This window comes from Nonomuraea sp. N2-4H, from assembly GCF_045291505.1.
Lineage (GTDB): Bacteria > Actinomycetota > Actinomycetes > Streptosporangiales > Streptosporangiaceae > Nonomuraea > Nonomuraea fastidiosa.
Genome location: NZ_CP147987.1, coordinates 7021634 through 7047470, shown reverse-complemented (window position 1 = coordinate 7047470; position 25837 = coordinate 7021634). Strand labels below are relative to the sequence as shown.

General features: G+C 70.0%; 28 protein-coding genes and 4 pseudogenes. 20 read left to right on the top strand and 12 right to left on the bottom strand.

What is annotated here, in order from left to right; all coding sequences use genetic code 11:
• Positions 1-182: 182 nt before the first annotated feature.
• The 4 genes and pseudogenes from WBK31_RS32230 to WBK31_RS32215 all read left to right on the top strand — a co-directional run.
• Positions 183-1277, top strand: a pseudogene (locus WBK31_RS32230) (CHAT domain-containing protein); the annotation flags it as partial.
• 1706 nt (positions 1278-2983) lie between these two features.
• Positions 2984-3040: pseudogene (locus WBK31_RS32225) on the top strand (hypothetical protein); the annotation flags it as partial.
• Complete coding sequence (locus WBK31_RS32220) at positions 3035-4198, top strand: tetratricopeptide repeat protein (protein ID WP_406673619.1); 1164 nt, start codon at positions 3035-3037, stop codon at positions 4196-4198. The pseudogene WBK31_RS32225 and the gene WBK31_RS32220, both read left to right, overlap by 6 nt.
• An 18-nt stretch (positions 4199-4216) precedes the next feature.
• Positions 4217-4615: a hypothetical protein gene (locus tag WBK31_RS32215; RefSeq protein ID WP_406673618.1), complete on the top strand. Its 399-nt coding sequence runs from the start codon at positions 4217-4219 to the stop codon at positions 4613-4615.
• 448 nt (positions 4616-5063) lie between these two features.
• On the opposite strand, the pseudogene WBK31_RS32210 reads toward WBK31_RS32215, so the two are convergent.
• From WBK31_RS32210 to WBK31_RS32195, 4 genes and pseudogenes are all read right to left on the bottom strand, one after another.
• A pseudogene (locus WBK31_RS32210) lies at positions 5064-5327 on the bottom strand (tyrosine-type recombinase/integrase); the annotation flags it as partial.
• A 260-nt stretch (positions 5328-5587) separates the two neighbouring features.
• On the bottom strand, positions 5588-5731 hold the full coding sequence (locus WBK31_RS32205) for an integrase (RefSeq protein ID WP_364063105.1): 144 nt from the start codon (positions 5729-5731) through the stop codon (positions 5588-5590).
• A gap of 503 nt (positions 5732-6234) precedes the next feature.
• On the bottom strand, positions 6235-6612 hold the full coding sequence (locus WBK31_RS32200) for a hypothetical protein (RefSeq protein ID WP_364063108.1): 378 nt from the start codon (positions 6610-6612) through the stop codon (positions 6235-6237).
• Between the two features lie 133 nt (positions 6613-6745).
• Positions 6746-7015 carry a hypothetical protein gene (locus tag WBK31_RS32195; protein ID WP_364063111.1) on the bottom strand — a complete coding sequence of 90 codons (270 nt, stop codon included), beginning with the start codon at positions 7013-7015 and terminating at the stop codon, positions 6746-6748.
• 19 nt (positions 7016-7034) lie between these two features.
• Here WBK31_RS32195 and WBK31_RS32190 point away from each other — a divergent pair, with 19 nt between their 5' ends.
• From WBK31_RS32190 to WBK31_RS32155, 8 genes are all read left to right on the top strand, one after another.
• A complete protein-coding gene (locus WBK31_RS32190) occupies positions 7035-7238 on the top strand; it encodes a hypothetical protein (RefSeq protein WP_364063114.1) in 204 nt (67 codons plus the stop codon).
• A gap of 229 nt (positions 7239-7467) precedes the next feature.
• The gene (locus WBK31_RS32185) at positions 7468-7944 is read left to right on the top strand and encodes an NUDIX domain-containing protein (protein WP_364063117.1); all 477 of its coding nucleotides are present in this window, start codon (positions 7468-7470) and stop codon (positions 7942-7944) included.
• A 519-nt stretch (positions 7945-8463) separates the two neighbouring features.
• The gene (locus tag WBK31_RS32180) at positions 8464-8667 is read left to right on the top strand and encodes a hypothetical protein (protein ID WP_378786072.1); all 204 of its coding nucleotides are present in this window, start codon (positions 8464-8466) and stop codon (positions 8665-8667) included.
• Between the two features lie 233 nt (positions 8668-8900).
• Positions 8901-9578: a response regulator transcription factor gene (locus WBK31_RS32175; protein WP_364063122.1), complete on the top strand. Its 678-nt coding sequence runs from the start codon at positions 8901-8903 to the stop codon at positions 9576-9578.
• Between the two features lie 47 nt (positions 9579-9625).
• Entirely contained in the window at positions 9626-11170 is a 1545-nt protein-coding gene (locus WBK31_RS32170; protein WP_406673617.1) for a sensor histidine kinase, read from the top strand.
• Positions 11171-11251: 81 nt separating this feature from the next.
• The gene (locus WBK31_RS32165) at positions 11252-12274 is read left to right on the top strand and encodes a serine hydrolase domain-containing protein (protein WP_364063128.1); all 1023 of its coding nucleotides are present in this window, start codon (positions 11252-11254) and stop codon (positions 12272-12274) included.
• An 86-nt stretch (positions 12275-12360) separates the two neighbouring features.
• Positions 12361-12942, top strand: coding sequence for an RNA polymerase sigma factor (locus tag WBK31_RS32160; RefSeq protein ID WP_364063131.1), 582 nt, complete (start codon positions 12361-12363; stop codon positions 12940-12942).
• Positions 12935-13909, top strand: coding sequence for a CU044_5270 family protein (locus WBK31_RS32155; protein ID WP_406673616.1), 975 nt, complete (start codon positions 12935-12937; stop codon positions 13907-13909). Before WBK31_RS32160 ends, WBK31_RS32155 begins: the two co-directional genes overlap by 8 nt.
• A gap of 187 nt (positions 13910-14096) precedes the next feature.
• Here the strand turns inward: WBK31_RS32155 and WBK31_RS32150 are convergent, their stop codons facing one another.
• On the bottom strand, positions 14097-14690 hold the full coding sequence (locus WBK31_RS32150; RefSeq protein ID WP_364063137.1) for a TetR/AcrR family transcriptional regulator: 594 nt from the start codon (positions 14688-14690) through the stop codon (positions 14097-14099).
• A gap of 130 nt (positions 14691-14820) precedes the next feature.
• On the opposite strand from WBK31_RS32150, the pseudogene WBK31_RS32145 reads away from it, so the two are divergent.
• Together WBK31_RS32145 and WBK31_RS32140 are read left to right on the top strand one after the other, a co-directional pair.
• Positions 14821-15012, top strand: a pseudogene (locus WBK31_RS32145) (SDR family NAD(P)-dependent oxidoreductase); the annotation flags it as partial.
• A gap of 76 nt (positions 15013-15088) precedes the next feature.
• Positions 15089-15634 carry an SDR family NAD(P)-dependent oxidoreductase gene (locus WBK31_RS32140; RefSeq protein WP_406673615.1) on the top strand — a complete coding sequence of 182 codons (546 nt, stop codon included), beginning with the start codon at positions 15089-15091 and terminating at the stop codon, positions 15632-15634.
• Between the two features lie 44 nt (positions 15635-15678).
• Here WBK31_RS32140 and WBK31_RS32135 read toward each other — a convergent pair whose 3' ends face one another.
• Both WBK31_RS32135 and WBK31_RS32130 read right to left on the bottom strand, forming a co-directional pair.
• Entirely contained in the window at positions 15679-15948 is a 270-nt protein-coding gene (locus WBK31_RS32135) for a hypothetical protein (RefSeq protein WP_406673614.1), read from the bottom strand.
• 158 nt (positions 15949-16106) lie between these two features.
• Positions 16107-16790, bottom strand: a complete 684-nt coding sequence (locus WBK31_RS32130; RefSeq protein ID WP_406673613.1) for a TetR/AcrR family transcriptional regulator — start codon at positions 16788-16790, stop codon at positions 16107-16109.
• Positions 16791-16881: 91 nt separating this feature from the next.
• Between WBK31_RS32130 and WBK31_RS32125 the strand changes: the two genes are divergently transcribed.
• Positions 16882-17409 (top strand): nitroreductase/quinone reductase family protein, encoded by a 528-nt coding sequence (locus WBK31_RS32125; RefSeq protein ID WP_406673612.1) that lies wholly within the window; start codon positions 16882-16884, stop codon positions 17407-17409.
• A gap of 244 nt (positions 17410-17653) precedes the next feature.
• On the opposite strand, the gene WBK31_RS32120 is transcribed toward WBK31_RS32125, so the two are convergent.
• Both WBK31_RS32120 and WBK31_RS32115 read right to left on the bottom strand, forming a co-directional pair.
• Positions 17654-18208: a histidine phosphatase family protein gene (locus tag WBK31_RS32120; protein ID WP_378786077.1), complete on the bottom strand. Its 555-nt coding sequence runs from the start codon at positions 18206-18208 to the stop codon at positions 17654-17656.
• A gap of 548 nt (positions 18209-18756) precedes the next feature.
• The gene (locus WBK31_RS32115; protein WP_364063152.1) at positions 18757-19581 is read right to left on the bottom strand and encodes a phosphotransferase; all 825 of its coding nucleotides are present in this window, start codon (positions 19579-19581) and stop codon (positions 18757-18759) included.
• A 125-nt stretch (positions 19582-19706) separates the two neighbouring features.
• Here WBK31_RS32115 and WBK31_RS32110 point away from each other — a divergent pair, with 125 nt between their 5' ends.
• The 3 genes from WBK31_RS32110 to WBK31_RS32100 are packed head-to-tail and all read left to right on the top strand — an operon-like array spanning position 19707 to position 22196.
• Positions 19707-20363, top strand: a complete 657-nt coding sequence (locus WBK31_RS32110; protein WP_406673611.1) for a hypothetical protein — start codon at positions 19707-19709, stop codon at positions 20361-20363.
• Positions 20339-21223 carry an OmpA family protein gene (locus WBK31_RS32105; protein ID WP_406673610.1) on the top strand — a complete coding sequence of 295 codons (885 nt, stop codon included), beginning with the start codon at positions 20339-20341 and terminating at the stop codon, positions 21221-21223. The genes WBK31_RS32110 and WBK31_RS32105 overlap by 25 nt, the downstream gene beginning before the upstream one ends.
• A gap of 52 nt (positions 21224-21275) precedes the next feature.
• The gene (locus tag WBK31_RS32100) at positions 21276-22196 is read left to right on the top strand and encodes a class I SAM-dependent methyltransferase (RefSeq protein ID WP_364063158.1); all 921 of its coding nucleotides are present in this window, start codon (positions 21276-21278) and stop codon (positions 22194-22196) included.
• A 95-nt stretch (positions 22197-22291) separates the two neighbouring features.
• Here the strand turns inward: WBK31_RS32100 and WBK31_RS32095 are convergent, their stop codons facing one another.
• A complete protein-coding gene (locus WBK31_RS32095) occupies positions 22292-23047 on the bottom strand; it encodes a class I SAM-dependent methyltransferase (protein ID WP_378786080.1) in 756 nt (251 codons plus the stop codon).
• Positions 23048-23149: 102 nt separating this feature from the next.
• Here WBK31_RS32095 and WBK31_RS32090 point away from each other — a divergent pair, with 102 nt between their 5' ends.
• Together WBK31_RS32090 and WBK31_RS32085 are read left to right on the top strand one after the other, a co-directional pair.
• On the top strand, positions 23150-23686 hold the full coding sequence (locus WBK31_RS32090) for a CGNR zinc finger domain-containing protein (RefSeq protein WP_378786081.1): 537 nt from the start codon (positions 23150-23152) through the stop codon (positions 23684-23686).
• 1 nt (position 23687) lies between these two features.
• Positions 23688-24206 carry a GNAT family N-acetyltransferase gene (locus tag WBK31_RS32085; protein ID WP_364063167.1) on the top strand — a complete coding sequence of 173 codons (519 nt, stop codon included), beginning with the start codon at positions 23688-23690 and terminating at the stop codon, positions 24204-24206.
• On the opposite strand, the gene WBK31_RS32080 is transcribed toward WBK31_RS32085, so the two are convergent.
• Positions 24199-25143: a D-2-hydroxyacid dehydrogenase family protein gene (locus WBK31_RS32080; RefSeq protein ID WP_364063170.1), complete on the bottom strand. Its 945-nt coding sequence runs from the start codon at positions 25141-25143 to the stop codon at positions 24199-24201. The genes WBK31_RS32085 and WBK31_RS32080 overlap by 8 nt on opposite strands.
• Positions 25144-25455: 312 nt before the next feature.
• Positions 25456-25815, bottom strand: coding sequence for a hypothetical protein (locus tag WBK31_RS32075; RefSeq protein ID WP_364063173.1), 360 nt, complete (start codon positions 25813-25815; stop codon positions 25456-25458).
• Positions 25816-25837: the final 22 nt, after the last annotated feature.

Here is a 25837-nt window from a genome sequence, read left to right as displayed (position 1 = left end):
ACGGTGACGGCACGAGCCGCCGCGGCCTGGTCTTGTGTCACAACTCGACATGATCGCGGCGGCTCTTCGCGTCACGCCACACGACCAGCGGCAACACCGTGAAGATCACGATCTACGGCTGCCGTACTAAGCTGAGAACTTCGAGGACGGGGCTCGTATGACAGTTGCATCTATGTCGTGATGTGGAGTGGGTGGGGGGGCCAGTGCTTGATCGGTTGCTGGTGGACATCGGCGCTGATGGGCGGGTGTCGGTGGCGGTGTGGCTGGCAGGCGAGCAGTTCCCGAAGCCAGTAGGGGATCCGGTGGAGGTATCCTGGCCGCTTGATGAGCAGGAGTTGGAGGACCTGCGCTGGTATTTGGAGGACTACCTTCGCTACCCCTTCGCGGTCTATTCCGACCGCGGCTCGGATATCGCTGCGAAACTGCCTGTCTGGGGCGAGAGCATTTTTGAGGCAGTGTTCGGATCGGCGCCGTTGCGAGCCGCATACGCGACTGTGCGAGCGCGGGGAAATCCGGTCGAGGTGGTCATCCAGTCAGCCACGGCACAGCGACTGGGCCTGCCTTGGGAGTTGATGCGGGATCCCGCACGGGGGACGCCGCTGGTGCTGGATCAGGTCGCGCTGACCCGCAGCCTGCCGACCGCCGACCTGACCGAGGCGTTTCCTGCGAGCGGCACGCGGCTGCGGGTGCTGATGGTGATCTCCCGCCCGGCTGGCGAGAGGGATGTGGGCTATCAGATGATCGCCCGGCCGCTGGTCGAGCGGCTTGAGGCAGTTCGCGGCAACGTCGACCTGGTCGTGCTGCGCCCGCCCACGTTAGAGCGATTGCAGGAAGTCCTGGCGGACGCGGTCGAGGCGGGCGAACCGTTCCAGATCGTGCATTTCGACGGGCATGGCGTGTTCGGCGACGGGCACGTCCCCTCAGCCGGATGGGACCCGCTGAGCTACCAGGGATCAGGTCCGAAGGGGATGCTCGCGTTCGAAACCAGCAGCGGCGGGCCCGATCTGGTGCCGGCGGAGAAGGTAGCGCAGGTGCTGTCGCGTGGACGGGTGCCGGTGGTGGTGTTGAACGCCTGCCAGTCCGGCCAGGTGGGCACACAGGTGGAGGCAGCAGTCGCGACCCGGCTGGTGCAGGGCGGGGCGGCGTCGGTGGTCGCGATGGCCTACAGCGTGTACGCGGTCGCCGCGGCGGAGTTCATGACCGCCTTCTATGAGCGGCTGTTCGCCGGAGACCGGGTTGCCGACGCGGTCACCGCCGGCCGCGCCCGCCTGGCGTTGCGCAATGAACGACCCAGCCCCAAAGGCAAGCTGCCGCTGGCGGATTGGGCGGTGCCGGTGCACTACCTGCGCCGCGACGTCAGCTTCCCCAATCTGCGAACCGAGCGCCGAGGAGCGTCCCTGGATGACATGCTCGACCGGCTCCGCACCGGCTCGGACGGCAGTGACCCGACAGGGGATGATCTGGCTGCGGTGGGGACATTCGTGGGCCGTGACGGTCTGTTCTACACGCTGGAGGCCGCGGCCCGGCTGCAACGAGTGGTGATCCTGCACGGGCCGGGTGGGACGGGCAAGACCGAGCTGGCCAAGGCGTTCGGCCGATGGTGGCGCGACACCAGCGGCGTCGACCGGCCGGACTGGGTGATCTGGCATTCCTTCGAACCCGGGGTTGCCTCCTTCGGCCTGGACGGTGTGATCAATACGATCGGGCTACGCGTGTTCGGCGCCGACTTCGCCCTCTGCGACACCGGTGAGCGCCGCCGCATCGTGCAGCAACTCCTGGCCGAGCATCGGCTGTTGCTGATCTGGGACAACTTCGAATCCGTGCGCTCCATGCCTGACCCCACGGCTGCTACCCCGCCGCTGACCGGCACCCAACTGGAGGAGCTTCGGCAATTCCTCAACCAACTCGCCCAATCAGGCAGGAGCTCAATCCTGATCACTAGCCGTAGCCCGGAGACGTGGCTCGGCCAGGAACTGCGGCGGATCGAGGTCGGTGGGCTGAGCAAGGATGAGGCGATCGACTACGCCGATTACCTCCTGCGGCCCTTCCCGAACTCCCGGCGGCGCCGGCAGACACCGGCGTTCGCCGAACTGATGGGGTGGCTGGACGGCCACCCGCTGGCGATGCGGCTGATCCTGCCGCACCTGGCCAACAACGACCCCGACGCACTACTGGCCGCCCTGCAGGGCACCGCACCCTTTCCGGGCCGCGACGACGGCGACCGCACCACCTCCCTGTCGGCCAGCGTCGCCTACTCCTTCACCCATCTTCCGCCGGGCGACCAGCAGGCCCTGGCCGCGGTCGCACTGTTTCACGGCGTCGCCGATGCTCACGTACTCGCAACAATGTCGCTCGTACCGGAGGCCCCAGCGCAGTTTCGCGACCGAAGCCTGGATGATTGGGGACGCATCCTAGACGCGGCCACCGCCGTCGGGCTCCTCACGTCCCTGGGCGGCGGCATGTACCGGATTCACCCAGCCCTGCCCGCTTACCTGATCAGCCGCTGGCGTCTCGACCACCCTGACGGGTTCGACGAGCAGCATGCCGCTGCCACCCGGGCTCTCTTGGTCGCCTACGCCGACCTCAGCCTATGGCTCGACCAGCAGATCTCCAGCGGAAACGCGCAGCTGGCAATTGCAGTAATCGATCTGCAACGCAGCAACTTGGGCAGCATGCTCGCGTACGCCCTTGACCACCAGATGTGGAACCAAGCCCAAGCGATCATCCAACCCGTAAATGCGTATTGGGACTTTCGAGGGCTGAGCGAGGAAGCTCAAGGATGGGCCGACCGCACGCGCGACGTCCTGGAAGGCCCCGATGGAACCCCACCTAGCCTCGATACGGACGCCGGCGACTTGTGGTTGTTCATCGTCGGCAGCGAGGCCTCCCGGCAACTACGCGCTCACCGTCTCGACCACGCCCATAACACCTACCTCGCCATCCTTCAGGCTCTGCAACAACAAACCCCCCGCCACTCGGCCACATCGCCGTCACCTACCACCAGCTCGGCACAGTCGCACAAGACCGGGGCCAGTTGGATGAGGCCGACGACTGGTACCACAAGTCCCTGGCCATCTTGAAGGACCTCAGCGACCGGCCCGGGATGGCCCGCAGCTACCACCAGCTCGGCACAGTCGCACAAGACCGGGGCCAGCTGGATGAGGCCGACGACTGGTACCACAAGTCCCTGGCCATCTTGAAGGACCTCAGCGACCGGCCCGGGATGGCCCGCAGCTACCACCAGCTCGGCACAGTCGCACAAGACCGGGGCCAGCTGGATGAGGCCGACGACTGGTACCACAAGTCCCTGGCCATCTTGAAGGACCTCAGCGACCGGCCCGGGATGGCCCGCAGCTACCACCAGCTCGGCACAGTCGCACAAGACCGGGGCCGGCTGGATGAGGCCGACGACTGGTACCACAAGTCCCTGGCCATCTTGAAGGACCTCGGCGACCGGCTCGGGATGGCCCGCAGCTACCACCAGCTCGGCACAGTCGCACAAGATCGGGGCCGGCTGGATGAGGCCGACGACTGGTACCACAAGTCCCTGGCCATCTTGGAGGACCTCGGCGACCGGCTCGGGATGGCCCGCAGCTACCACCAGCTCGGCATGGTCGCACAAGATCGGGGCCGGCTGGATGAGGCCGACGACTGGTACCACAAGTCCCTGGCCATCTTGGAGGACCTCGGCGACCGGCTCGGGATGGCCCGCAGCTACCACCAGCTCGGCATAGTCGCGCAGCATCGGGGCCGGCTGGATGAGGCCGACGACTGGTACCACAAGTCCCTGGCCATCTTGGAGGACCTCGGCGACCGGCTCGGGATGGCCCGCAGCTACCACCAGCTCGGCATAGTCGCGCAGCATCGGGGCCGGCTGGATGAGGCCGACGACTGGTACCACAAGTCCCTGGCCATCTTGAAGGACCTCGGCGACCGGCCCGGGATGGCCAGCACCTACCACCAGCTCGGCATAGTCGCGCAGCATCGGGGCCGACTGGATGAGGCTTTGGATTGGGTGATTAGGTGCGTAACAGTGTTTGAGGAGTTTCCTCATCCTGCTATGGACCCAAGTTCCCGCTTTCTGGCACGCCTTGCCACAGTGCTAGGCATGCCAGCCCTCGAATCCAGCTGGCAGAAGATCACGGGCCGCCCCCTTCCCCCCACCGTCCGGCGCCATGTTCAGCAGCCTGACAACTGATCTCTTCGAGGAGCCGATATGACCGATCCTGTCGCCGACGGCGCACGGGCCGCTGCTCACCGCCTCGCCGCTCAGCATGGGCCTTCCCTCATCATGGATGTCGAGGCCGCACTCCACGATCGCGGCACCAGTCGCAGACCGGATCAGTACATCGATCCCATCTCCCTGGGCTCGCTCATCGTCAGCGTGGCCGCGCTCGCCTGGACCGTCTACACCGATCTGAAGAAGAAGACCGACGCTCCGTCCAATGACGTCGTGATTAGGCGCGTGAGGAGCGAACTCCGGAGCAAGCGCACCGTCACCTCTCGGGATAGCGAGATTGTCACCGTCACCGTGCAAGAAACGCTCACGGTCATTGAGGCCCTGCCCGAGCCCTCACAACGCCGCACCACTCAGGAGTCGAGCGGAGAGTCGTAACGAGTCGCCGCCTTCGCCCGCTGCCGTCGGACCACTGCCGTCAGGTAAAGCCAGGCGCGACAATGCTGACAGCCACGTCTCCGCACACAGACTCCGGCGATCACCAACGATCCTCTGACGCTGGGGTCCTGGGGAGGAGATGGCCGCCATGTGTAACGGCTCGGGAGAGGCCCTTCCGGCCCTTCCCCACCGGGGGAATTGAGTGGCGACAGCGCTGAAGCATGTTGAGCAAAGTGCTGTACAGCAGCGCCATACAGCAACACCGCCATACGCGACCACGTGCTACCGATCAGCATGCACCGCTTAACCAGGGCGGGACGCCGCTGACAGGGCGTCCGCCTTTCCCTTGTAAACAGAAGGTTTGGGGTTCGATTCCCCACGTCGGCTCGCAACAGAAAAGGCCCCTGAGCAGGCGATACGCCGTCAGGGGCCTTTCGCTTGCCGGGCTTCAACCGGTGTCTTCAGCGCCCTCGGGAGCCACCTTGGGAGCCACCGGGAGCTGTTCCCCCAGAAGAGCGCTGGAGATGGCTTCGGTCGCCGCTCGCCGGTCGCCCTCCAGCAGATGGCCGTAGATGTCCTTCGTGATCGCGATGCTGGCGTGGCCGAGGACTTCGGACACGACGTGAAGGGGAGTGCCCTGGGCGAGCATGAGCGACGCCCCCGAGTGCCGAAGCTCGTGCGGATGCCAGTGGCCGAGCCCAGCCTTCTTGGCGAGGCGAGAGAAGCAGAAATGTCTGGGACAGACGCTTCCCTCCTGCTGTACAGCAACGCTGTCTCACCGGACCGCATCTCGACCGTTGACGATCACCACTTGGGCAGGCCAGCAGCGCATCAACAGGGCTTCTGCCCTGCCCTTGGTTTGGGGTTCGATTCCCCACGTCGGCTCAGCTACAGAAGGCCCCTGAACTGGCGGTTCCGGTTCAGGGGCCTCGTCTTTGTCGTGACAAAGTCGCGATCTTGCTAACACCCTTGCTAACGGGACGCCACTGCCTGGGCGAAGACCTCGGCGGTGGTCGCGGCCTGTTCGCGGATCACGTGGGCGTACACGCGAAGGGTGATCGCCGGGTCGGCGTGGCCGGGGCGGGCCGCCATCACGTGCACGGGAGTGCCGGCCATGACGAGCGTTGTCGCGTGGATGTGGTGCGGGTCGTGGAGGCGGGTGTGGGGGAGCGGCGATCGTGAGTTGGGATCGCGTTCGGCGGTACGGGCGCGCTGGCGGCGCTCGTGCGAGGGCCGTCAGACCTGCGTGGTGATCGGCATCGGTCAGGGGATGAGCACCACGCGCGGTGTGCGGTGCATTGCGTACATGTGTACGGTCCGCTGCCCGGGCGGGTGCGTACGCGAGATCAAAAACGAGCTCGAGGAAGCGGCGCGAGCTCGGTTCCGTGGTCGGGAGTGTCGCGGAGCTGTACGGGCTGCTGGAGGCTGGCCTTTTACTGGACGAGCGGCGCTGGGACGGGGGACGCGCGTGGTCGGGGGCCCTGATGTTGTGCGTGTAGTCGTTCCTTGCACGTCGGTTCGCGGTGCCGCACCCTCGGCTGGGCGTGCCCCCGTCGTACGTGCCCCGGCCCCGGCGGCCGTGTCGCCGGGCGTGACGCGGCCGCCGGATCGTCAGGACGTCATCCCGTGAAGCGGATGGTGGCGCCCTGGCTGGTGATGGCCAGCACGCGGAACGACAGCGCGTTCTTGCGGTTGATGCGGATTTCGCCCTCGGCGCCTTCGCCCAGGGACACCGTCGAGCCCGGCGCCCGCACCACGACCATGTCCTGGTCGAAGATGCCGCCGACGTACTCCTTGGAGACGTACACCCTGGAGAAGCCGTAGCGCTTCTTGGAGATGCGGAAGCTCACGGACTTCGTGAACGTGAACTTGCACTTGCCGTCGTAGCAGCTGCGGTAGCTGGGCTTGGCCGAGGCGGCGGCGGGGGTGGCGGCCACGGCGGGCGTCACGACCATGGCGCACGCGAGCGTTAAGGCGGAGAGGGTTTTCCTGTGCATGGGCCTACCTTTGATCCGTTCCACGGGCGAGATCCTTTTTAGCGCGTGCCGGTCGGGAGGGGTCCCGGGACGGCGGGGGGATAGTGGCGCTGGGCGGCCTACGAGCGAGCATGGGAGTGAAGATGTCGGCAATTCACAGCGGAAGGGCGGCTCTGCTGGTCACGGCGGCCGTGCTGCTCGCCGGATGCGGCTCCGCGCCGCAGGAGGCGGCCGCGCCGGAAAGCGCGCCGTCGTCCTCGGTCGCCTCCTCGCCGCCGCCCTCGGCTTCCCCCTCCTCACCGTCGCCCTCGTCTTCTCCCTCGGCGTCGCCGTCCCCTTCGCCGACGGCGACGCCGCTCCCCAAGGCCAGGAACGGCACCGACCTCCGGGCGTGCCGGGACGCGAAGTGCGAAGTGCTCGTCAAGGACGGGCAGAGGATCAGGTTGGCCGACAAGTGGGGGCTGCTGCCGATCGACGTGACCGTCGAGGACGGCTCGGTCACCTTCCACGCGTACACCCCGTCCGGCATGCGGCTCACCATGGCGAAGCAGACGCCGGATCAAGGAGGGCCCAGCACTGTCAACGAGGTCAGCTTCGAGGTGGTGGCCGTCAAGGGGAAGAAGGCCGTCATCAAGATCTCGCACTAGCCGTCAGGGCTCGGCAGGTCGTCCCGGTGGCCGAGCGTGGTCGCCATGGCGGCCGGTCCGGTCGCTTCTCGCGGACGTCGATCAGGCTTCCTGACCAACTCGATGTGTACGTGTACGGCAGCCGGGTCGCCGGCCTTCCCGTTCTGCATCTGCGCAGGGTGGCCGGTGGAAAGATGGTCGCACGTACGCTGAGGGTTTCGAAGGGGCCGTCCCCGTGGAGGCGTGATTCGTGGGCAGGCGCATCGATTACTACGACGATCCCGCTGCGCCTGAGCCCAACAGCCTCGTGCCGTCCGTGAACGTCATCGTCACCAACGCGGCCGGCCATCTACTGATGATCAGGCGCAGCGATAACGACAACTGGGCTGTGCCGGGCGGGGCCATCGACTTGGGGGAGTCCATCCCGGCCGCCGCTGTCCGGGAGACGCTGGAGGAGACCGGGGTCAGGTGCGAGATCACCGGGCTGGTCGGTACGTACAGCGATCCGCGCCACATAATTCTCTACACCTCTGACGGCGAGGCCCGGCAGGAATTCTCCATCGTCTTGACCGGCCGGGTTGTGGCGGGTGAGCCGACGCCGAGTGACGAGTCGCGTGAAGTTCGGTGGGTGCCCCGGGATGAGGTTCTGTCACTGCCGATGGACCGGTCGATGCGGATGCGGATCGAGCACTATTTGGCCGGTGCCGGTCTTCCGTACGTCGGCTAGCGCCGCCGGCCCCTACGGCCCTGCTCATTCTCAACCTCGGTGCGCCGTTTCGATGGGCGAGTACGCCGACGGGTGCGTGGTCACCATGCCCACCCGAGCCTGTGAGTTCGGGTATCCGCCGCAGACCCGGTCCGTCAAGGTTCACTTCAAGCCTTGGGGGCTGGGCCCGCGGTTGAGCTGTGTGACCGGCCGGTGGCGGTCGAGCAGGTCTGGGGCAGGTCGGTCGTTGACGGGTTGCGGGAGCGGCCGGCGGCGGGTGGGCCGTACCTATCGTTTCTCCTCCACCGTGTTCGCCATCGACCCCGCCGAGCCGATCGACGGGGTGCGGTCGCCGCTGACGCCGGCGGCTCACGACACGCCAACTTGGGGCGCCGCAAGGCAAAGTGGTCATGTACGGCGCGGTGTCGGTGGACGGCTTCATCGCGGACGAGAACGACGCGCCCGGGGGCGCCGTTCCACTTCGTCGGCGGCATCGAGGCGGCCGCGGCGAAGGCGCGGGAGCTCGCGGGTGGCCGCCTGGTGGAGGTGGCCGCCGGTGACATCGGTGGGCAGGTGCTCGCCGCGGGCCTGGCCGACGAGGTGCGTATGGACGTCGTGCCCGTCGTGTTCGGGTCGGGCAAGCGCTTCTTCGGGTCGGTCGACGCGCAGCACCTGCTCGAGGATCCCGACGTGGTTGTTCAGGGCGATCGGGTGCTTCACCTGCGCTGTCCCGTACGCCGGTGACTCCCCGTGCGCGGGATCGTCTCGTCTCGCGGCAGGATCGGCGGCAGCGCGGGCGGTGCCTCAGCTCGGGCAACCCCATCCGCGTGACGAGCACCCCCGCTTGAGCCCTCGCCAAGCGACGGAGGAACCACCCGATGCCGCTCTCCGTCGACGTCATCACGCTCTTCAGGCTCTGACCGCACTGCCGTTTCCGCGACGTAGGATCGTTGGCCGACGTACCGAGGGAGGTGTCGTTGGCCGGTCACCAGATCCTCGCCGTCGACGACGACCCGGCCATCCTGCGGGCGCTGCAGCGCGGGCTGCGGCTGGAAGGGTTCGGCGTCGACACCGCCGAGTCGGGGGAGCGCGCGCTTGAGCTCGTCACGGTCCGCAGGCCGGACGCGGTCGTGCTCGACGTTTCCATGCCCGGCATGTCCGGCATCGAGGTGTGCTCGCGGCTGCGCGCTGAGGGGACCGACGTGCCGCTGCTCATGCTGTCGGCCATGGACGAGGTGGCCGACCGGGTCGCCGGGCTCGCCGCCGGCGCCGACGATTACGTGGTCAAGCCGTTCGACCTGGGCGAGCTGGTGCTGCGGCTGCGTGCGCTGCTGCGCCGGGCCGGGCGCGTGCCCGGTGCCGCCGTACGGGTCGGGCCGCTGGTGGTGGAGCCGGAGGCGCGCCGGGCGACGATGCACGGGCGCGAGGTCGAGCTGACCCGGCGCGAATTCGACCTGCTTGAGGTGCTGGCGCTCAACGCCGGTCTGGTCCTGTCCCGTGAGGTGCTGCTCGAGCGGGTCTGGGGGTACGACTTCGACGTCACCGAGAACGCCGTCGACACGTTCGTCAGCTACCTGCGGCGCAAGCTCGGCGAGCCGCGCATGGTGCACACCGTACGCGGGGTCGGCTACGTGCTGCGCGAACCCCCGCCATGAAGCGGCGAACCCCGGCCGTGAAGCGGCCAACCTCCGCCGGGAACCCGATGGCCGGTGCCGCGAAGCTGAAGGCCGCCGCCGCGAAGGTGAGAGCCGCCGCCACCGAGCCGAGGGCCGGCGGCGTCAAGCTCTCGACCCGCTTCGCGCTCTGCATGGCCGCGCTGGTCGCGCTCATGGTGGCGCTGGCCGGGCTGCTCGTGCTCGCCCTGGTCTCCGCCGACCTGCGCGCCGAACGCGACGAGCGGCTGCTGGCGCGGTTGCGCGCGCTGCGACCGGCCGCCGCCTCGTACGCCTGGCGGGCGAGCTTCGTGCCCGCCGTTCCGGCGGACTTCATGGAACGGCGGCTGGCCGCGGCGGCGGGACCCGGCGTGTACGTGCACGTCGTGGGCGGCGAGCCGCTGTTGATCGGCGACGTGCCGGATCGCCCGCCCGCCGGTGACGGGCCGGCCGACCACGGCCGCTGGCGGTACGTGGCCACCGACCTGGGGCGCCGTGGCCACCGGCTGCTGCTGTTCGAGCCGAAGGAGCGGCTCGACGGGCAGCTCGCGCTGCTGCGCCGCCGGGTGCTCACGGTCACGCTGATCGGCGCGGTCGCGGGCGCTGTGGCGGGACCCGTTGTGGGCCGGTACGCGGTACGGCCGCTCACCCGGCTCAGCCGCCAGGCCACGGCCCCGGACGCCCGGCTCGACACCGACTCCCGCGTCACCGAGATCGACCACCTGGCCGGGGTGCTCAACGACCTGCTCGACCGGCGCGACGCCGCGCTGGAGACCGCCCGCGCGTTCGCCGCCACCGCCGCGCACGAGCTGCGCACCCCGCTCACCAGCATGGCCGCCAACCTCTCCCTGCTCGGCCACCCCGGCCTCACCCCGGACGACCGCGCCGAGATCGTCGCCGACCTGACCGCCGAGCAGGCCCGCGTCCAGCGGCTCGTCACCGTGCTCCGCCAGCTGTCCGCCGGTGAGCTGCTCGACCCCGCGACCGCCGCGTCCGCCGACCTGAGCGGCATCGTGCGCGAGGCCGTCGCCGCAGCCCGCCGCCGCCACCCCGGCCTGACGATCACCGAGGCGGTGGCAGACGGCGTGACCGTGCGCGGCTGGGCGGAAGGGCTCCGGCTCATCGCCGACAACCTGATCGACAACGCCGCCACACACGGCAAGCCGCCCATCACCGTGGCACTCGCCTTCGACGGGGAGCCCGCTTTCGATGGGGAGCCCTCCTTCGACGGGGTGGCCGTGTCGGGTGGGCGGGGTGCCTTCGGCGGGGCTGCCGTGTCGGGTGGGCGGGGCGCCTTCGGCGGGGAGACCGCTTCCGCCGAGGAGACCGCGTCCGGCGGGAGGAGCGCCCGCACCGGGCGAACCGCCGTCCTCACCGTCACCGACAGCGGCCCAGGCGTCCCGGACGGCGACCGGGAGACGGTGTTCACCCGGTTCCACCGCAGGCGGGACAGCCCCGGTTCGGGCCTCGGCCTGACCCTCGTACGCCAGCAGGCCGAGCTGCACGGCGGCACCGCCACCGTGACCGGCGCCCGCTTCGAGATCCGGCTGCCCACCGCCGGCGGTACCGGCAGGCCACGCTCGTGGCTGGAGTGAGCGGAGTGAACTGCCAGAGATTTGCCAGAAAAACGGTCCACGATCGCCCCCTGTCCGATTCAGTCGACTACAGGAGGCGACGTGCGCAGCATCCTCATCGCGCTCACCCTAGCCACCGCCCATACGGCACCGCCCGCCGACGTCATCAGGCCGTCGGCCGACCCGGTCCCGCTGGTCAACGCCAGCCGCCCGCTCTCGGTCACGTACACCTACAAGGGCGAGCAGCACACGCTCGACGACTTCCTCACCCGTACGAAGACCAACGGCTTCCTCGTCCTGCGCGGACAGAAGATCGTGCACGAGCGGTACACCGGCGCGAACCGGACGACCCGGTTCCAGTCGTGGTCCATGGCCAAGTCGTTCACCTCGGCGGCGATCGGCGTCGCGCTGAAGGAGGGGCACATCCGCTCGCTCGACGACCCGGTCACCCGGTACGTGCCCGAGCTGCGCGGCTCCGGCTACGACGGCGTGTCGATCAAGAACCTGCTGCGGATGTCGTCGGGCGTCGAATGGGACGAGGCCAAGGACGTCCCCAAGATGCAGGCCGCCGCCGCCAAGGGCCTGCCGCTCACGCCCATGGTCACCAAGCGGGGCTCCGACTGGGAGCCGGGGACGCAGTTCGAGTACAACAGCATGAACTCGTACGTCCTGGCCAGGGTCCTCACCGAGGCGACCGGCACCCCGTACCACCGCTACGTCGAGAAGAAGATCTGGCGTCCCGCGGGCATGGCGGGTACCGCCCGGATCGACGCCGACGGCGACGGTAACAGCCTCGGCTACTGCTGCTTCCACGCCACCGACCGCGACTACGCCCGCTTCGGCCTGCTCTTCCTGCGCCAGGGCAAGGCGAACGGCAAGCAGGTGGTGCCGGCGTCGTGGGTCAAGGCGTCCACCAGCCCGTCCGGGGTCAACCCGCGTTACGGGCTGCACTGGTGGCTCGGCGGCGGCAAGGACTTCATGGCGGCGGGCTTCGGCGGGCAGTACATCTACGTCTCTCCCGAGCACAACGTGGTGATCGTCAAGTCGACCACCTCGACCGGCGCGCACGACCAGGAGGAGGTGCTGGCCGCCTTCAAGGCTGTCGCCGCCGCCGTCTCCGGCTAGTGTGATCCTGATCACATCCCGTACCGCGAACTTTCGACGGCCGTACGGGCGAAAGCCGTCGAAAGCAACCGCGCAGGACGGGAGCAATGAGTGTGATCGCCGTAGAACCCGTCAGGGCCGATGACGCGGCCCTGATACGGCGCTCGGAACGCGAGCCGGAGGTCTTCGCCGACCTCTTCGACCGGCACGCGCCCGCGCTCCGCCGCTACGTCGCTCGGCGGCTGGGCCCGTCCCTGGCCGACGACGTGGTCTCCGACACCTTCCTGGCGGCCTTCCGGCGCCGCCACCGCTACGACTCGAGCCAGCCGGACGCCCGCCCGTGGCTGTACGGCATCGCCGCCCGGCTCATCAAACGGCACCGCCGGGTGGAGCTCCGGTTCTACCGCGCGCTGGTCCGCACCGGCGTCGACGAGGTCATCGAGCCGTACGCCGACCACGTCGACGCCAGGGTCGCGGCGCAGCAGGCCGGGCTGGCGCGGGCCCTGGCCGAGCTGTCGCCGGGCGACCGGGAGGTGCTGCTGCTCGTGGCCTGGGCCGACATGACGTACGAGGACGTGGCCCGCGCGCTGGACATCCCGATAGGCACGGTCAGATCCCGCCTGCACCGGGCTCGGGCCAGGACCCGGCAGGCGCTGGTGGCGACGCGAGAGGAGGCTTTCGATGGATGACCTGCGTACGCTGCGCGAGTGGCGCGCCGAGGTCCCGGAACCGGACGGGCAGTGGCTCGTCCCGCAGCGCCGCCGCCTGCTCGACCGGATGCGGCGCCGCCGGCGGAGCCTCGCACTCCGCCTGGTCGCCGTCGCGGCGGCGGGGGCGGCGGCCACCGCGATCGCCGTGGTCGTCCTGCCCGGCGGCCCCTCCGGGACCGAGCCCGTGGCCGTCCCTTCGACGACCGTGCCCCTGGACTCCGGGATGGTGCTCGCCAAGGCCGCCGAGGTGGCCGGCGGGCGCGGCGCCACCTCCGTGCCGGAGCCGACCCAGTGGCAGTACACCCGCGTTCTGGACAAGCAGCCCAACTCGGACGAGGCCGAGACCCGTGAGAGCTGGACCCGCTACGACGGCAAGCAGACCGCCGGCTACGACGAGAACGGCAGGCTGCGGGTCCAGGACGTGCCTCCGGATCCGGGCGACGACGACCTGTCGCCGCAGCAGTACGACGCCAAGCTCCGCGCGCTGCCGACCGACCCGAAGAAGCTGCTGGCCAAGGTCACCAAGGACCGCCACTGGATCGACTACCCGCGCGAGGAGGGCGTCCCGAAGAGCGCGGAACCGGACGCCGACCGGGCGTTTCGGGTGATCATGCTCTATCTGAGCAGGTACGGCACGATGCCGCCGCGGCTGGAGTCGGCCATGTTCGAGGCCCTGGCGCTGATCCCCGGCGTACGGGTCGAATCGGGCGTGACCGATGCCGCGGGCCGCACCGGGCTGGGCGTCTACCGGGAGGGACGCGACGAGATCCACAGGAGGTACCACATCCTCGACCCGGACACCTATCACTACCTGGGCGAACGGACCGTCTGGCTCCAGGACGAGCGCGTGGGCGGCAACCCGGAGCCCGCCTTCCGCAAGGGCTCGGTATGGGCCATCGCCCTGCTGGATTCGGTCATCGTCGACCGTCCGGGGGAGCGCGGCTAGGACGCGCTCACAGGCTCGGCGGGGGTGGCTACGATCGCGCGAGGCGTTCGCCTTCACGATCGTGGCCACGGGTTTCCTGGAGCGCAGCGGCTGCGTGGAGCCAGGACGGCGCGCCGGACATCGACGCGACGGGCTTCTACAAGCGCTTCTCCGGCCCCTGGTGCATCTGGACGGAGCCCCGCTGGGTTCAGGCCGGGCGGGCGGCCTTGAGGAAGAGGTCCACCAGGGCGTCGGCGTACTCGGGGGTCAGCGGGCCCGAGCGGTGCAGCCAGCGCTGGAAGAGCGGCGCGTACAGCAGCTCAAGGGCCAGGTCGAGGTCCAGGTCGGCGGCGATCTGCCCGGCCTGCTGCGCGCTGCGCAGCCGCGCCTTCTTGGCCTCGTCCACCGGCGCGGCCAGCCGCTCGCGGTACTGCGCCGCGAGGTCGGGGTCGTTGATGATCTCCGTGTTGAGCGCCCTGATCGGCTCCTCGAACGCCGGGTCGGCGAACTCCGCCACCGTCGCCCGCATCACGGTCTTCAGGTCGGCCTCGATGTCGCCGGTGTCGGGCAGCGCCATGCCGCCCTCCTCCGCCTCGCTCAGCGCGAGGAACGCGTCGAAGATCACCGCTCCCTTGGAACGCCACCACCGGTAGATCGTCTGCTTGCCCACGCCGGCCCGGGCGGCGATGGCCTCGATGGAGACCTTGCCGTACCCGATCTCGGAGACCAGCTCGCGGGCGGCGGCGAGGATGGCCTGGCGGGAGCGCTCGCTGCGGCGTGAGGGGTCTGGGTGCTTGGACATGCGCCGCAGCATAGCACCTTCGCGAGACGAGACGGTCCGTCTTGACAGTGGCGCCATGGATGCGTCACAGTGAAGGGGCCTTGAGGCGAGACGGACCGTCTCGTCTCACTCAATCGCTGAGGAGAGCAAATTGACCCGAGTATGGTTCATCACCGGTGCGTCCCGCGGCCTCGGACGGGCCTTCACCGAGGCGGCGCTGGCCGCCGGTGACCGCGTCGTCGCCGCCTCGCGGAACGTGGAGCCGCTGGCCGAGCTGGAGGGTCGCTACCCCGGCGCCCTCGTACGGCTGCCGCTCGACGTGTCCGACCGCAAGGCCGTCTTCGACGGCGTGGAGAAGGCCGTGGCCGCGTTCGGACGGCTCGACATCGTGCTCAACAACGCCTGGCCTGCTGCTCGGCATGGTGGAGGAGGCCACGGAAGAGCAGCTCAGAGAGCAGTTCGACGTCAACTTCTTCGGCGCCGTCTGGGTCACCCAGGCCGTCGTGCCGCACCTGCGAGCCCAGGGCTCCGGCCACATCCTCCAGGTGACCTCGATGGGCGCGAGCGGCGGCTTCGCCTCGACCGGCATGTACGCGGCGAGCAAGTCGGCGTTGAACTCGGTGAGCGAGGCGCTGGCCATGGAGGTGGCGCCGTTCGGCATCAAGGTCACCATCCTGCAGATGGGCGGCTACGACACCGGCCTGTTCACGGTGGGCACCACCATGACCGAGCCCGACCCCTTGTACGGGGAGCTGCGCGCCCAGCTCGCCGAGATGTGGGGCGACGACGCCGGCCCCGACCCGAGCACCGCCGTGCCCGCCGTCATGGAGCTGATCGACCTGCCGGAGCCGCCGGTGCGGCTGATCGTCGGCGGCGCCTCGTACGACATGGTGCTCCAGATGGAGCAGGGGCGCATCGAGCAGTACAAGGCATGGGAGCGGCTCAGCCGGCTGGCTCCCGGGTGAGCGCCGGATCAGGTTGTGAAGAGCCGGAAGAAGACCGGGCGCGCTCAGGGCCGCTCTTCGCGCGCCGCGTCTTCCGGCCAGATCACGGTCACCTTCATGCCCCGTTTGCGGGCTTCGGCCACCACCTCGGCCGTGCCGCCTCTGCCCGTGCCGGGCTTGCCGTCCCACACGGCCGCCATCTCGTCCACAGACGAAAGCCTCGCCTCGTTAGCGGCCTCGTACGCTGCTTCGCCTGCATGGTCGAAGCCCGTGATCCGGACGGTGGCCGCGGCTGCGAGGAGCCGGTCGAACTGCTCGGCGTGATCCGGCTTCACGCCGGGTGAGGTTCGTGTGGCCGGTCACGCCGATACGCATCATCGAGCCCTTCCTCTCCGGGCGGGGTTCCAGCGTGTCGGTGTTTCGTGGATGTGCTGCCGTAATGGCACTGCGACCGGACGCTCCAGGTCTCAAACCCCTTCTGCGGTTGTGGGCGTCAGGCGGGGAGTGGTTGTGGGTGGCCGGTGGCGCGGAGGCCGTCGAGGGAGATGCACAGCAGGCGGTTCCACTGCCCCGGGCGGCATTCGTCGGTGATCTGGACGGCGTGGCCCAGCGAGACCAGCAGGAGCAGCAGGTCGTCGGTGGTCACGCCGGGGCGCAGCAGGCCCGCGGCGCAGGCGCGGTCGCACAGGTGCTCGATGACCAGGCGTAGCTGCCGGACGCCCTCCAGGTCGGGGCCGGCCCAGGTCAGTGCGAGGTTCTCCATGATGGCGCGGTGGCGGGCGTAACCGGTCAGGGCCTGCTGGAAGAAGGCGGTCAGCGCCGTCCACGGGTCCTCGGCGTCGCACGCCGTCGCGCGCGCCGCCCGCGCCCAGGTCGAGAAGTCCCTGAGCAGGACCGTGTGCACGAGGTCTTCCTTCTTCGGGAAGTGCCGGTAGAGGGTGCCCATGCCCACGCCGCTGCGGCGGGCGATCTCGCGTACGTCCACCGCCGTGCCCTGCTCGGCCAGCACCTCGGCGGCGGCCTGGATGATCGCTTCCCGGTTGCGGAGCGCGTCCGCGCGCGGTGCGCGGCGCCGCGTGGTGCCCTTGGGTTGGGGACGTGTGGCGCTCGCCGGGTCGGGATGTGTGGCGCTCGCCGGTTGCGGGTGTGTGGCGCTCGCCGGGTCGGGCACTGCCATGCGATCGAGCGTACCTCCCTTATCCGGAGCGCTTGCTCCGCTTTGTGCTACTTTGCGAATCACATGATCGGATGGTGTGAAGGGGGATGCCATGTCCGACGAGCCCATGACCGCCGTGACCGAGGCCGGGGGCGCCGACATCAACGGCTGGAACGACCGCGTCATCGCCGAGTTCCGGGCCAACGGCGGATGGGTGCATTGGAGCAGTGATGAGGAGCTGGCGGCCGGGCGGCCCGTACCGCCGCCGCTGCCCGGGTTCGACGAGCGTGGCCTGCGGCTCATCCTGGTGCACCACATCGGCGCCAAGAGCGGGCGGGAGCGCATCAACCCGCTGTTCTTCCAGGAGGTCGACGGTGGCTGGGCGGTCTTCGCGACGTACGGCGGCAGCCCGCGCCACCCCGTCTGGTACCACAACCTGATGGCGAACCCGCGGACCGTCGTCGAGGTCGGGACGGAGCGGGTGCCGGTCGTGGCCCGGCTCGCGGAGGGGGAGGAACGCGAGCGGATCTGGTCGAGGCAGGTGGCCCTCGTCCCGAAGTTCGCCGAGTTCGAGGCGGCCGCGGGCCGGCAGATTCCCGTCGTGGTGCTGGAGCGGGCCGAAGGATCGCGTACGGCCTGACGCCGCGGCTCGTACGCCCGCCTGGCAGCGCTGGACAGGCCCTTCCGGCGTGCATGCTGCCACAATGGCGCCCTCACCGAGCTCATGACGGCCTGCCTGTGATGTGGGAGCAGCAGGACGGCCAGTGCTCCTGGTGGGCCAATCAGCCCCGGCATTCCCGCTTCTGCCCGTCGCGGGCCGATCTCGCCCGAGGCGGCGAAGCGGGTGAGGATGGCGGGGGCTGTCACCCCGCTGAAGCGTGGCCTCAGGACCCGTTCCAACCCGTGGGCAGCGTGTACGTCCAGCCGGGCCGCCAGTGGAACGGCGCAACCACCAGGTCTTCGAGAGGTACGCCGCCCAGGAGGTGCTGCAGGGCCCAGCGGTTGGCGGAGCGGGCGATGAGCAGCACCTTCGTGCCGTTCCACTTCTCGGCCGGCTCGCGCAGGAAGTCTATGGTCAGCTCCACCACGTCCCGGTAGCTCTGGCCGCCGGGCCACGGCCGGTCGATGTGCTCGGCGCGCCGGCCCGCCAGGCGGCTCAGCGGCGCGCCGTCCAGCTCGCCGTAATGGCACTCGCGCAGGCGGCGGTCCTGGATCAGCGGGATGCCGGCGTCGCCGAACGCGATCTCCGCGGTCTGTACGGCACGCCGCAGGTCGGAGCTGAACACCGCGTCCAGCCCGTCGTCGCGGCGGCGTTCGCCCAGCTCGGCGGCCAGAGCACGGCCCCGCTCCGACAGCTCGCCGGGCAGCCAGCCGCTGGCGATGCCCTCCTCGTTGTGGGTGCTGATCGAGTGGGTCTCGTAGATGAGCTCGACCGCCATCCGCCCTCCTGGATCGTCAGGCCCTCTCCCAGGCCGAGGCTATTCGCCGGGGCGCGGCCGCGAAAGGCGCGATGTCGAGCGGGGAGGCGCTGCGGCCGGAGGGCTTACGCTCGTCCGCATGACAGCACCTCCTGAGCTTCCCCGGACGTCGCGCGCGTTCACGACGTACACGACTTCGCCGCCTACCTGGAGACCATGGCGGACGACTTCGATGCGGACCGCGCCGACGTCGAACGGCAGATCCGCGAGGGGAAACGGTTCGCCGAGGGACGCTGAAGCAGCGTGTACGCCGGCGACTTCCTCAGGAGGTGGGCGGCCTGGCTCAAGGGGGTTGCGTCGGCGAAGGAGCCCCGTTCAAGGACGCCGTCGATCCGCCCACCTGGCAGTCACTCGCCTTGCAGGTGCACGCCGCCCACCTTTACGAGTAGCGCACCTCTTCCGGATGCCGCACCTCCTGCTCCGGCAGCGGGACGACGTCCCATAGGTGGGCGTGCCTGGCCAGTGCCTCGCCGAGTTCGGCCCAGGGGGATCGTCGATCGCATGGCGTCCTACCGCAGCTCGGTGCGGAGCCGGGTGAGCCATTCCGCGCCCAGGCGGCGGCCGTCGGGGAGCTGGTCGTCGCGGTCCCAGCGCCAGGTGGTGATCATGGCGAGGACGAGGAGGCGGCACTGGCGGAGCACCTTTTCGTCCGCTCCCGGATAGTGGCGGGCCACGTCTTCCGGGGCGTGGGCGAGGTCGAACTCCACCGGGCCCCTGCAGCATGTCTCGAAGTCGATGAACAGCGGGCCCTTCGACGTGGCCAGGACGTTGCCAGGGTGCGGCTCGCCGTGAAGCGGCTGGTCGGGGCGGGCGGCGGCGAGGATCGTACGGGTCGCGTCCTCCAGCGTGCGGGCCAGGAGGTCGCGGTCGGCGGCGGTCAGCTCGGGAGTGCGGTCAAGGTCCGCTACGAGGCGCTGCGCCTGCTGGACGCGGTGGGTGAAGTGCGGCACCGGTACGTCGAGGCCGCGCATGCCGATGTGCAGCCGATGCAGCGCGCCGGCGTAGGCGGCCGGCGTGACCTCCGCGGCCGCCGGCTCGTAGTGCGTCCACAGGGTGAGGACGAAGCCGTCGTACTCGTACGCGCGTGGCTCCACCCGGGGGTCCAGGGCGGCGACAGGAGCGCTGCGTTCGGTGAGCCGGCGGGCGAGGTCCACTTCGAGGCCGGCGACCTGCGCGGCGGCGGGAGCCACGCGGGCGAGGACGTCGCAGGGCAGCAGGCGCAGGATGAGCTTGTTCGAGTTCTGCAGGACGATCGCGTCGTCGGCCGCCAGGCCGAGCGAGGAGGCGGTCGCCGCCGCGGCGGCCGTCGCGCGCCGTACCTCTGGTTCCAGCATCCCGCCCCTTCCCCCGTCCCTCCGCAGGCGGCCCCTCCGTAGGGACCGACCATACGGACTGAGCACCGTACCAGGGCGGCGAAAACAACTGGCGGGATTTTTCGGTCATGGGGACAATCGCCCGCATGTTCAGCCGAAACCATGCCATGGCCGCCGCGATGCTCGCGCTCGCCGTGGCAGGTTGCGGGATGCCGCCCCAGCGCGAGACCCCGCCGCCCCCGACCTCCGCAAGCTCCTCCCCGCCGCCGTCATCGGCGACTCCCACCGGCAGCGGGTCCCCGGCGCAGGATGTCGGGCCCGCGCTCGCCGAGGCCCGCAGCACGCTCACGGAAGACTTCAAACTGGAGGTCGTCGGGCTCAACCGCGTCAAGGGCAAGCACCTGGTCGTGCAGCTCCGCCTCTCCAACACCGGGAAGAAGGACCTTCCGTGGACCGGCGAGCTGGGCGACCACACCCGTCCGCTCGGCCAGATCAGGTGGGCGTCCGGCATCGGGGTGCTCGACGCGGCGGCCCACACCTGGCTGCTGCCGTATCGGCCGGACGGCTCACCGTGCCTGTGCAGCGACCAGGAGCGCGACGACCTCCCGTACGCCATCCCGCCCGGAGAGTCGATCACCGTGTACGCGGTGGTCCCCGCACCCTCGGGCAACCCGGCCACGGCCACCGTCGTCACCCCGGTCGCCCCGCCCATGCCGGACGTGCCGATCAGCGACGAGCCCCGGCCGGCGACTTCCCCGACCCCGACGCCCAGCACGTCATGCCCATCGTCCGGCGGATCGTGACGCCGTCGGAGTCGCTCGACAAGGCGGACGAGATCGCGGACAACGGCACCGACCTGCAGGTCAACCTCTCGTCGGACGTGCTGTTCGCCATCGACAAGGCCACGCTGACCGGCAAGGCCAGGGCGGTGCTCGCGCGTACGGCGAAGCTCATCGACGCGTCCCCGGCCGCCGTGGTGCGGGTGGAGGGCCACGCGGACGCCACCGGCAACCACGCCATCAACGACCCGCTCTCCGAGCGCCGCGCCCAGGCCGTGCAGCGGGAGCTGGAGAGCCTGGTGACCCGCGACGGCGTACGCTTCCAGGCCCGCGGCTACGGCTTGCGCCGCCCCCTCTACGACAACGGCACCGAGGAGGGCAGGCGCCGCAACCGGCGCGTGACGGTCACCTTCGCCAAGCCGCAGGAGCGGCAGGAACCGGCCGCCGACACCGCGCAGACGTCCGAGCCCGCCGCGGTCAAGGCGGGCGATGGGCAGCCGTTCTCGATGAAGGTCACCGGGCTGCGGCGGCTGCCGGGCGGGCTCGGGCTGCTGACGTACACGATCACGAACGAGGGCTCGGCCGAGACCTGGTACAACGACCTGCACCAGGCGCAGGACTGGGAGAGCTACATCTACCAGGCCGCGAGCAACGTCCGCCTGACGGACCCGGCCGGTCGGCGCCGCTACCTGCCGGGACGGCTCCAGGTGGGCAAGGACCTTTACTGCGCCTGCACCGACCTCTCCGGCGTGCGCAGCAGCACCGAGAAGTACGCTCCAGGCCAGACCCGTACGTTCTGGGACCTCTTCGCGCTGCCCGATGAGGCCGCCACCCTCCAGGTGGAGATCGCCACGTTCCCCCGTCTCGACCTCTCCGTCGGGTGATAGAGCGGCAGACTAGGCGTGTACTGACATATCCCGAAAAAGAGGATCAGTCATGCCCCTGTCCACGGCCCGCCTCACCACCGACCACCCCGACCGCCGCCTCGCAAGGCTGGTCGAGGAGCTGAAGCCGGACGCCCGGCTGACCGGCCCCGGCAGGGGCGCGGTGACCCTGCCGGGCGGCACCTGCACGGTGCTGTCGGCGGGGAAGGAACTGCTGCTGATCGCCGCCGCGGCCGACGCGGACGGCCTGGCCGGCGTTCAGGATGAGATCACGCGCCATCTCCAGGAGCCGGTGGTGTGGGACGAGCCCGTGAGCGGACATCAGGTCGAGCCGCTCTCCCCGATCATCGAGGACTACCTGCTCGCCCACTGCACCCCCGCCGACGACCTGCTGCGCGAACTCGCCGCCACGACGCGGGAGCTGACCGGGCGCTCGGCCGGGATGCAGATCTCGGCCGACGAGGGCGCGCTGCTCGGCATGCTGGTACGCCTGGCGGGCGCGCGGCAGGCGATCGAGGTCGGGGTGTTCACGGGGTACTCGTCGCTGTGCATCGCCCGCGCGCTGCCCGATGACGGTCGGCTCATCGCCTGCGACGTGAGCACCGAGTGGACCTCCATCGCCCGGCCGTTCTGGGAACGGGCGGGCGTGGCCGATCGCATCGACCTCAGGATCGGCCCCGCGATCGGCACGCTGCGTGCGCTGCCCGCCGAGCCCGCCTTCGACTTCGCCTTCGTGGACGCCGACAAGCCCGGCTACCCGGCCTACTACGAGGAGATCGTCCCCAGGCTGCGGCCGGGCGGGCTGCTGGTGCTCGACAACGTCTTCCTCGGCGGCCAGGTGTTCGACCCCGGCTGCCAGGGGGAGGGCGCCGTGGCGATGCGCCGGGTGAACGACGCGATAGCCCGCGACGACCGGCTCGACTGCGTGATGCTGCCCGTACGGGACGGCGTCACGATCGCACGTAAACGTTGATCGGTCACGATCGCACGTGAACGCTGATCACAGGTCGCCGAGCTCGCCGAGCGGGATGCTCCAAAAGCGCGTCACCGGCCGGCACCCTGGCGCCGTCAGCCCCGTACGGCGCACAGCAGCCGGTTGTTCCCACGCTGCCAGAGCGTGCCGATCTCCGTGAACCCGGCCTCGCGCAGCGCCTCCACGTGCTGCGACAGCAGGCGGGACTCCGAGCCGTGGTGGCCGGCCCCCGCGGTGGTGCGCTCGCGGTCGAGCTCGGCGAGGTCGGGGTCGGCGGCGACGGCGTCCCACCAGGAGCGCCAGTCCTCCGGGCGGTCGGCTCCGAAGACGCGCTCGGTGTGCAGCTCGTGGATCGCCAGTTCGAGGCGGGAGAGCGCGGGCGTGGCGTCGTCGGTGTCCATGTGGTCGCCGTTGAGCAGCAGCCCGCCGGGCCGCAGCACGCTCGCCAGTTCGGCGTACATGCCCTTGAGCTCGGGCTCGGAGATCCAGTGCAGCGCGGTGGTGCTGACCGCCGCGTCGGCTGGGCCGTCCAGGCCGAGCCGGTCGGTCCACCCGCTCGTACGCAGGTCCGCCGTCACGAACGTGAGCTGCGGGTACGCGGCCCGCCCCAGCCCGATGAGCAGCGGGTCGGCGTCCACGGAGATCACCTTGGCGTCGGGCAGCCGGTCGAGGAGCCGGGCGGACAGGGAGCCGGGGCCGCAGCCGAGGTCGATGACCACGGGGTCGGGCCGGCCGAGCGCCTGCACCGCGTCGATCAGCGCGGTGAAACGCTCCTCCCGATCGGGCAGATAACCCTCCTGCTGGCGGTCCCAGCGCGCGATCCACTGAAGTGCGGCATCGTGAGTCAGCACAGAAAGCCCCCTGTAACTGTCATCTAGACTTTAGGCAGTTACAACGTACGGCACGAAGGTGTAACGGGTCAATTGGATTTCAACAGTCACACAGACGCTGTGGTGAGGGTGGCGGTGGCCCTCGTCAACGCGCTGACCCCGGGAGAGCAGCGCGGCCGGGCCTTCCCCGAGCCCGCCGACCTGGGCGCGGCCGCCACGGCGGCCCTGCGCACGGTCTATCCGTCCTTCCGGGAGGTCAGCGCGGCGGAGGGCGCGGAGCTGGCCGAGGTCGCGCGCCGGCTGCGCGCGGTCTTCACCGCCGTCGCGGGCGACGACATCGACCGCGCGGCCGAACTGGTGAACGCGCTGCTGGCCGAGACCGGTGCGCGGCCCCACCTCGAACGCCACGACGGAGAGCCGTGGCACCTGCACTTCCACGGCCCCGGCGGCACCACGGCGGGCGAGTGGGCGGCCGGTTGCTCGACGGGCCTCGCGGTCGTGCTGGGCGGCGAGTTCCACGACCGGCTCGGCGTCTGCACGGCCCCGCACTGCGACCGCGTGTACGTGGACGTCTCCCGCAACGGCACCCGCCGCTTCTGCTCGACCGCCTGCCAGAATCGCGTGAAAACGGCCGCTTTCAGAGCACGGGCGAAGGGATGACATGCGAGTTCGCCGAGCGGTTGCCGCCGACGTCGAGCGCATCGCCGAGGTCCACGTTCTGACCTGGAAAGGGGCCTACCAGGGGCTGTTGCCGCAACCGCTGCTCGACCGGTTTCAACCGGCGCAACGCGTGCCGCAGTGGGAGCGGATCATCGAGCGGACCGCATGGCCACGCCAAGGCACACTGGTCGCCGAGGACGAGGGGGACCTGATCGGCTTCGCCGACCTCTGCCCCACCCGGGACGACGACCGCGACCCCGCGAAGGTGGGGGAACTCGCCGCGATCTACGTGCTGCCGGCCGCCTGGAAGCGCGGTGCCGGACGCGGGTTGATGACGGAGGCGATGCGGACGCTCAGAGAGGCGGGCTACTCGTCCGCCACCCTATGGGTGCTGGAGGGCAACGACCGGGCGATCCGCTTCTACGAGCGGATGGGCTGGCGGCCGGACGGCACCGTCAAGGACGCCGTGATAGGCGGGCGCGAGGTCCGCGAGCTGCGATATCGCTGCGAGCTCAGCTGAGCTGGCGGATGGGGTCGCCGTCGATGAAGGCGTCGATGTCCTCGACCGCCTCCCTGAAGAAGGTGCCGTAGTTGAGCTCGGTCACGTACCCCAGGTGCGGCGTGGCCAGCACGTTGGGCAGCGTACGGAACCGGTGCCCCTCCGGCAGCGGCTCCACGTCGTAGACGTCGAGGCCCGCGCCCGCGATGCGTCCCTCGCGGAGGGCGTCGGCCAGCGCGTCCTGGTCGACGATCGCCGCCCGCGAGGTGTTGACGAGGTAGGCGGTCGGCTTCATCAGGTCCAGCTCGCGCTCGCCGAGCAGGCCGCGGGTGCGGTCGGAGAGCACGAGGTGGATGGTGACGATGTCGGAGCTGGTGAGCAGCGCGTCGAGGTCGGGCGCCAGGCGGGCGCCGCACTCGGCGGCGCGCTCCTTGGTGAGGTTCTGGCTCCAGGCCACGACGTCCATGCCGAACGCCTTGCCGACGGCGGCCACCCGCGACCCGATGCGGCCGAGGCCGAGCACGCCGAGCGTGCGGCCGTGCAGGTCGGTGCCGAGGGTGTGCTGCCAGGGGCCGCCGGTGCGCAGGGCGGTGGCCTCGGGGAGCAGGTGGCGGGCGAGGCCGAGGATCAGCGCCCAGGTCAGCTCGACGGTGGGGGTGGAGCTGCTGCCGGTGCCGCAGACGGTGACGCCGTGCTCGCGGGCGGCGGCGAGGTCGATGGAGGCGTTGCGCCTGCCGGTGGTGACGAGCAGGCGCAGGTTGGGCAGCCGGGCGAACACCTCGGCGGTGAACGGCGTGCGCTCGCGCATCGCGACGATGATCTCGCAGTCGTGGACGGCGGTGACGAGGTCGTCGACCGTGGCGAAGTGGTCGCGATAGCTCCTGGCCTGCACCCGGGACCAGTCGGCCAGGCCGAGTGCGACGTCCTGGTAGTCATCGAGTACAGCGCAGCGCAACATGATCAGCCATGTTACGCCCCCTGCCCCAGCTCCCCGGGGACGGCCCCCCGGGGAGCTGGAGCCCGCTTCAGTTGCGCGCGGCGCCACGATCAGGAGCGGCTCCGGCCGCTGCCACTGCAGGCTGCTGCGCGACCGTGCAAGGCGTGCAATTCGGGCTTCCCTTGACTCTGAGACGCCTCAAACGCCACAACGGTTCACCCCAATTTATCGCATTCTCGGCGGTTTCCCGGCTCGCTGCTGAAACACGCGCCCGGCGGGTCGCGCTCCGGTGGCGGCGGCGAGCGGTGGCCTTCGCCGAATGCCGAATATCGTTCAGGCGACGCCCGACAAACCCGAGAGCCGGTCACGTTCGAGGTGCACGCGCAGGATCTCCTGGCGTTCCTCGTTGATTCTGCGGCACAACACCAGGTACGCCTTCAGCACCTGGCGATATCGCGCGTGCGCCTGTTCGAGCTGGTCCTCCAGCAAGAGGGCGCGCTCGGTGTCGCCGTGCTGCCGCGCCTCGGCCACCAGGGCCCGTGCCTCGTCCACGATCTCCTCGGCGCGCAACCGTGTACGGCGTAGCAGGACGGCGCATTCGTACAGCTCCGTCAGCCGTGCCGAGGACACGATGAACTCCGCCGTGTGCACGGCCGATTCGTTCGCGGTGTCACCGCGCAGGTCCGATCCCATTCCCGCCACCTCCGAGTCAGGT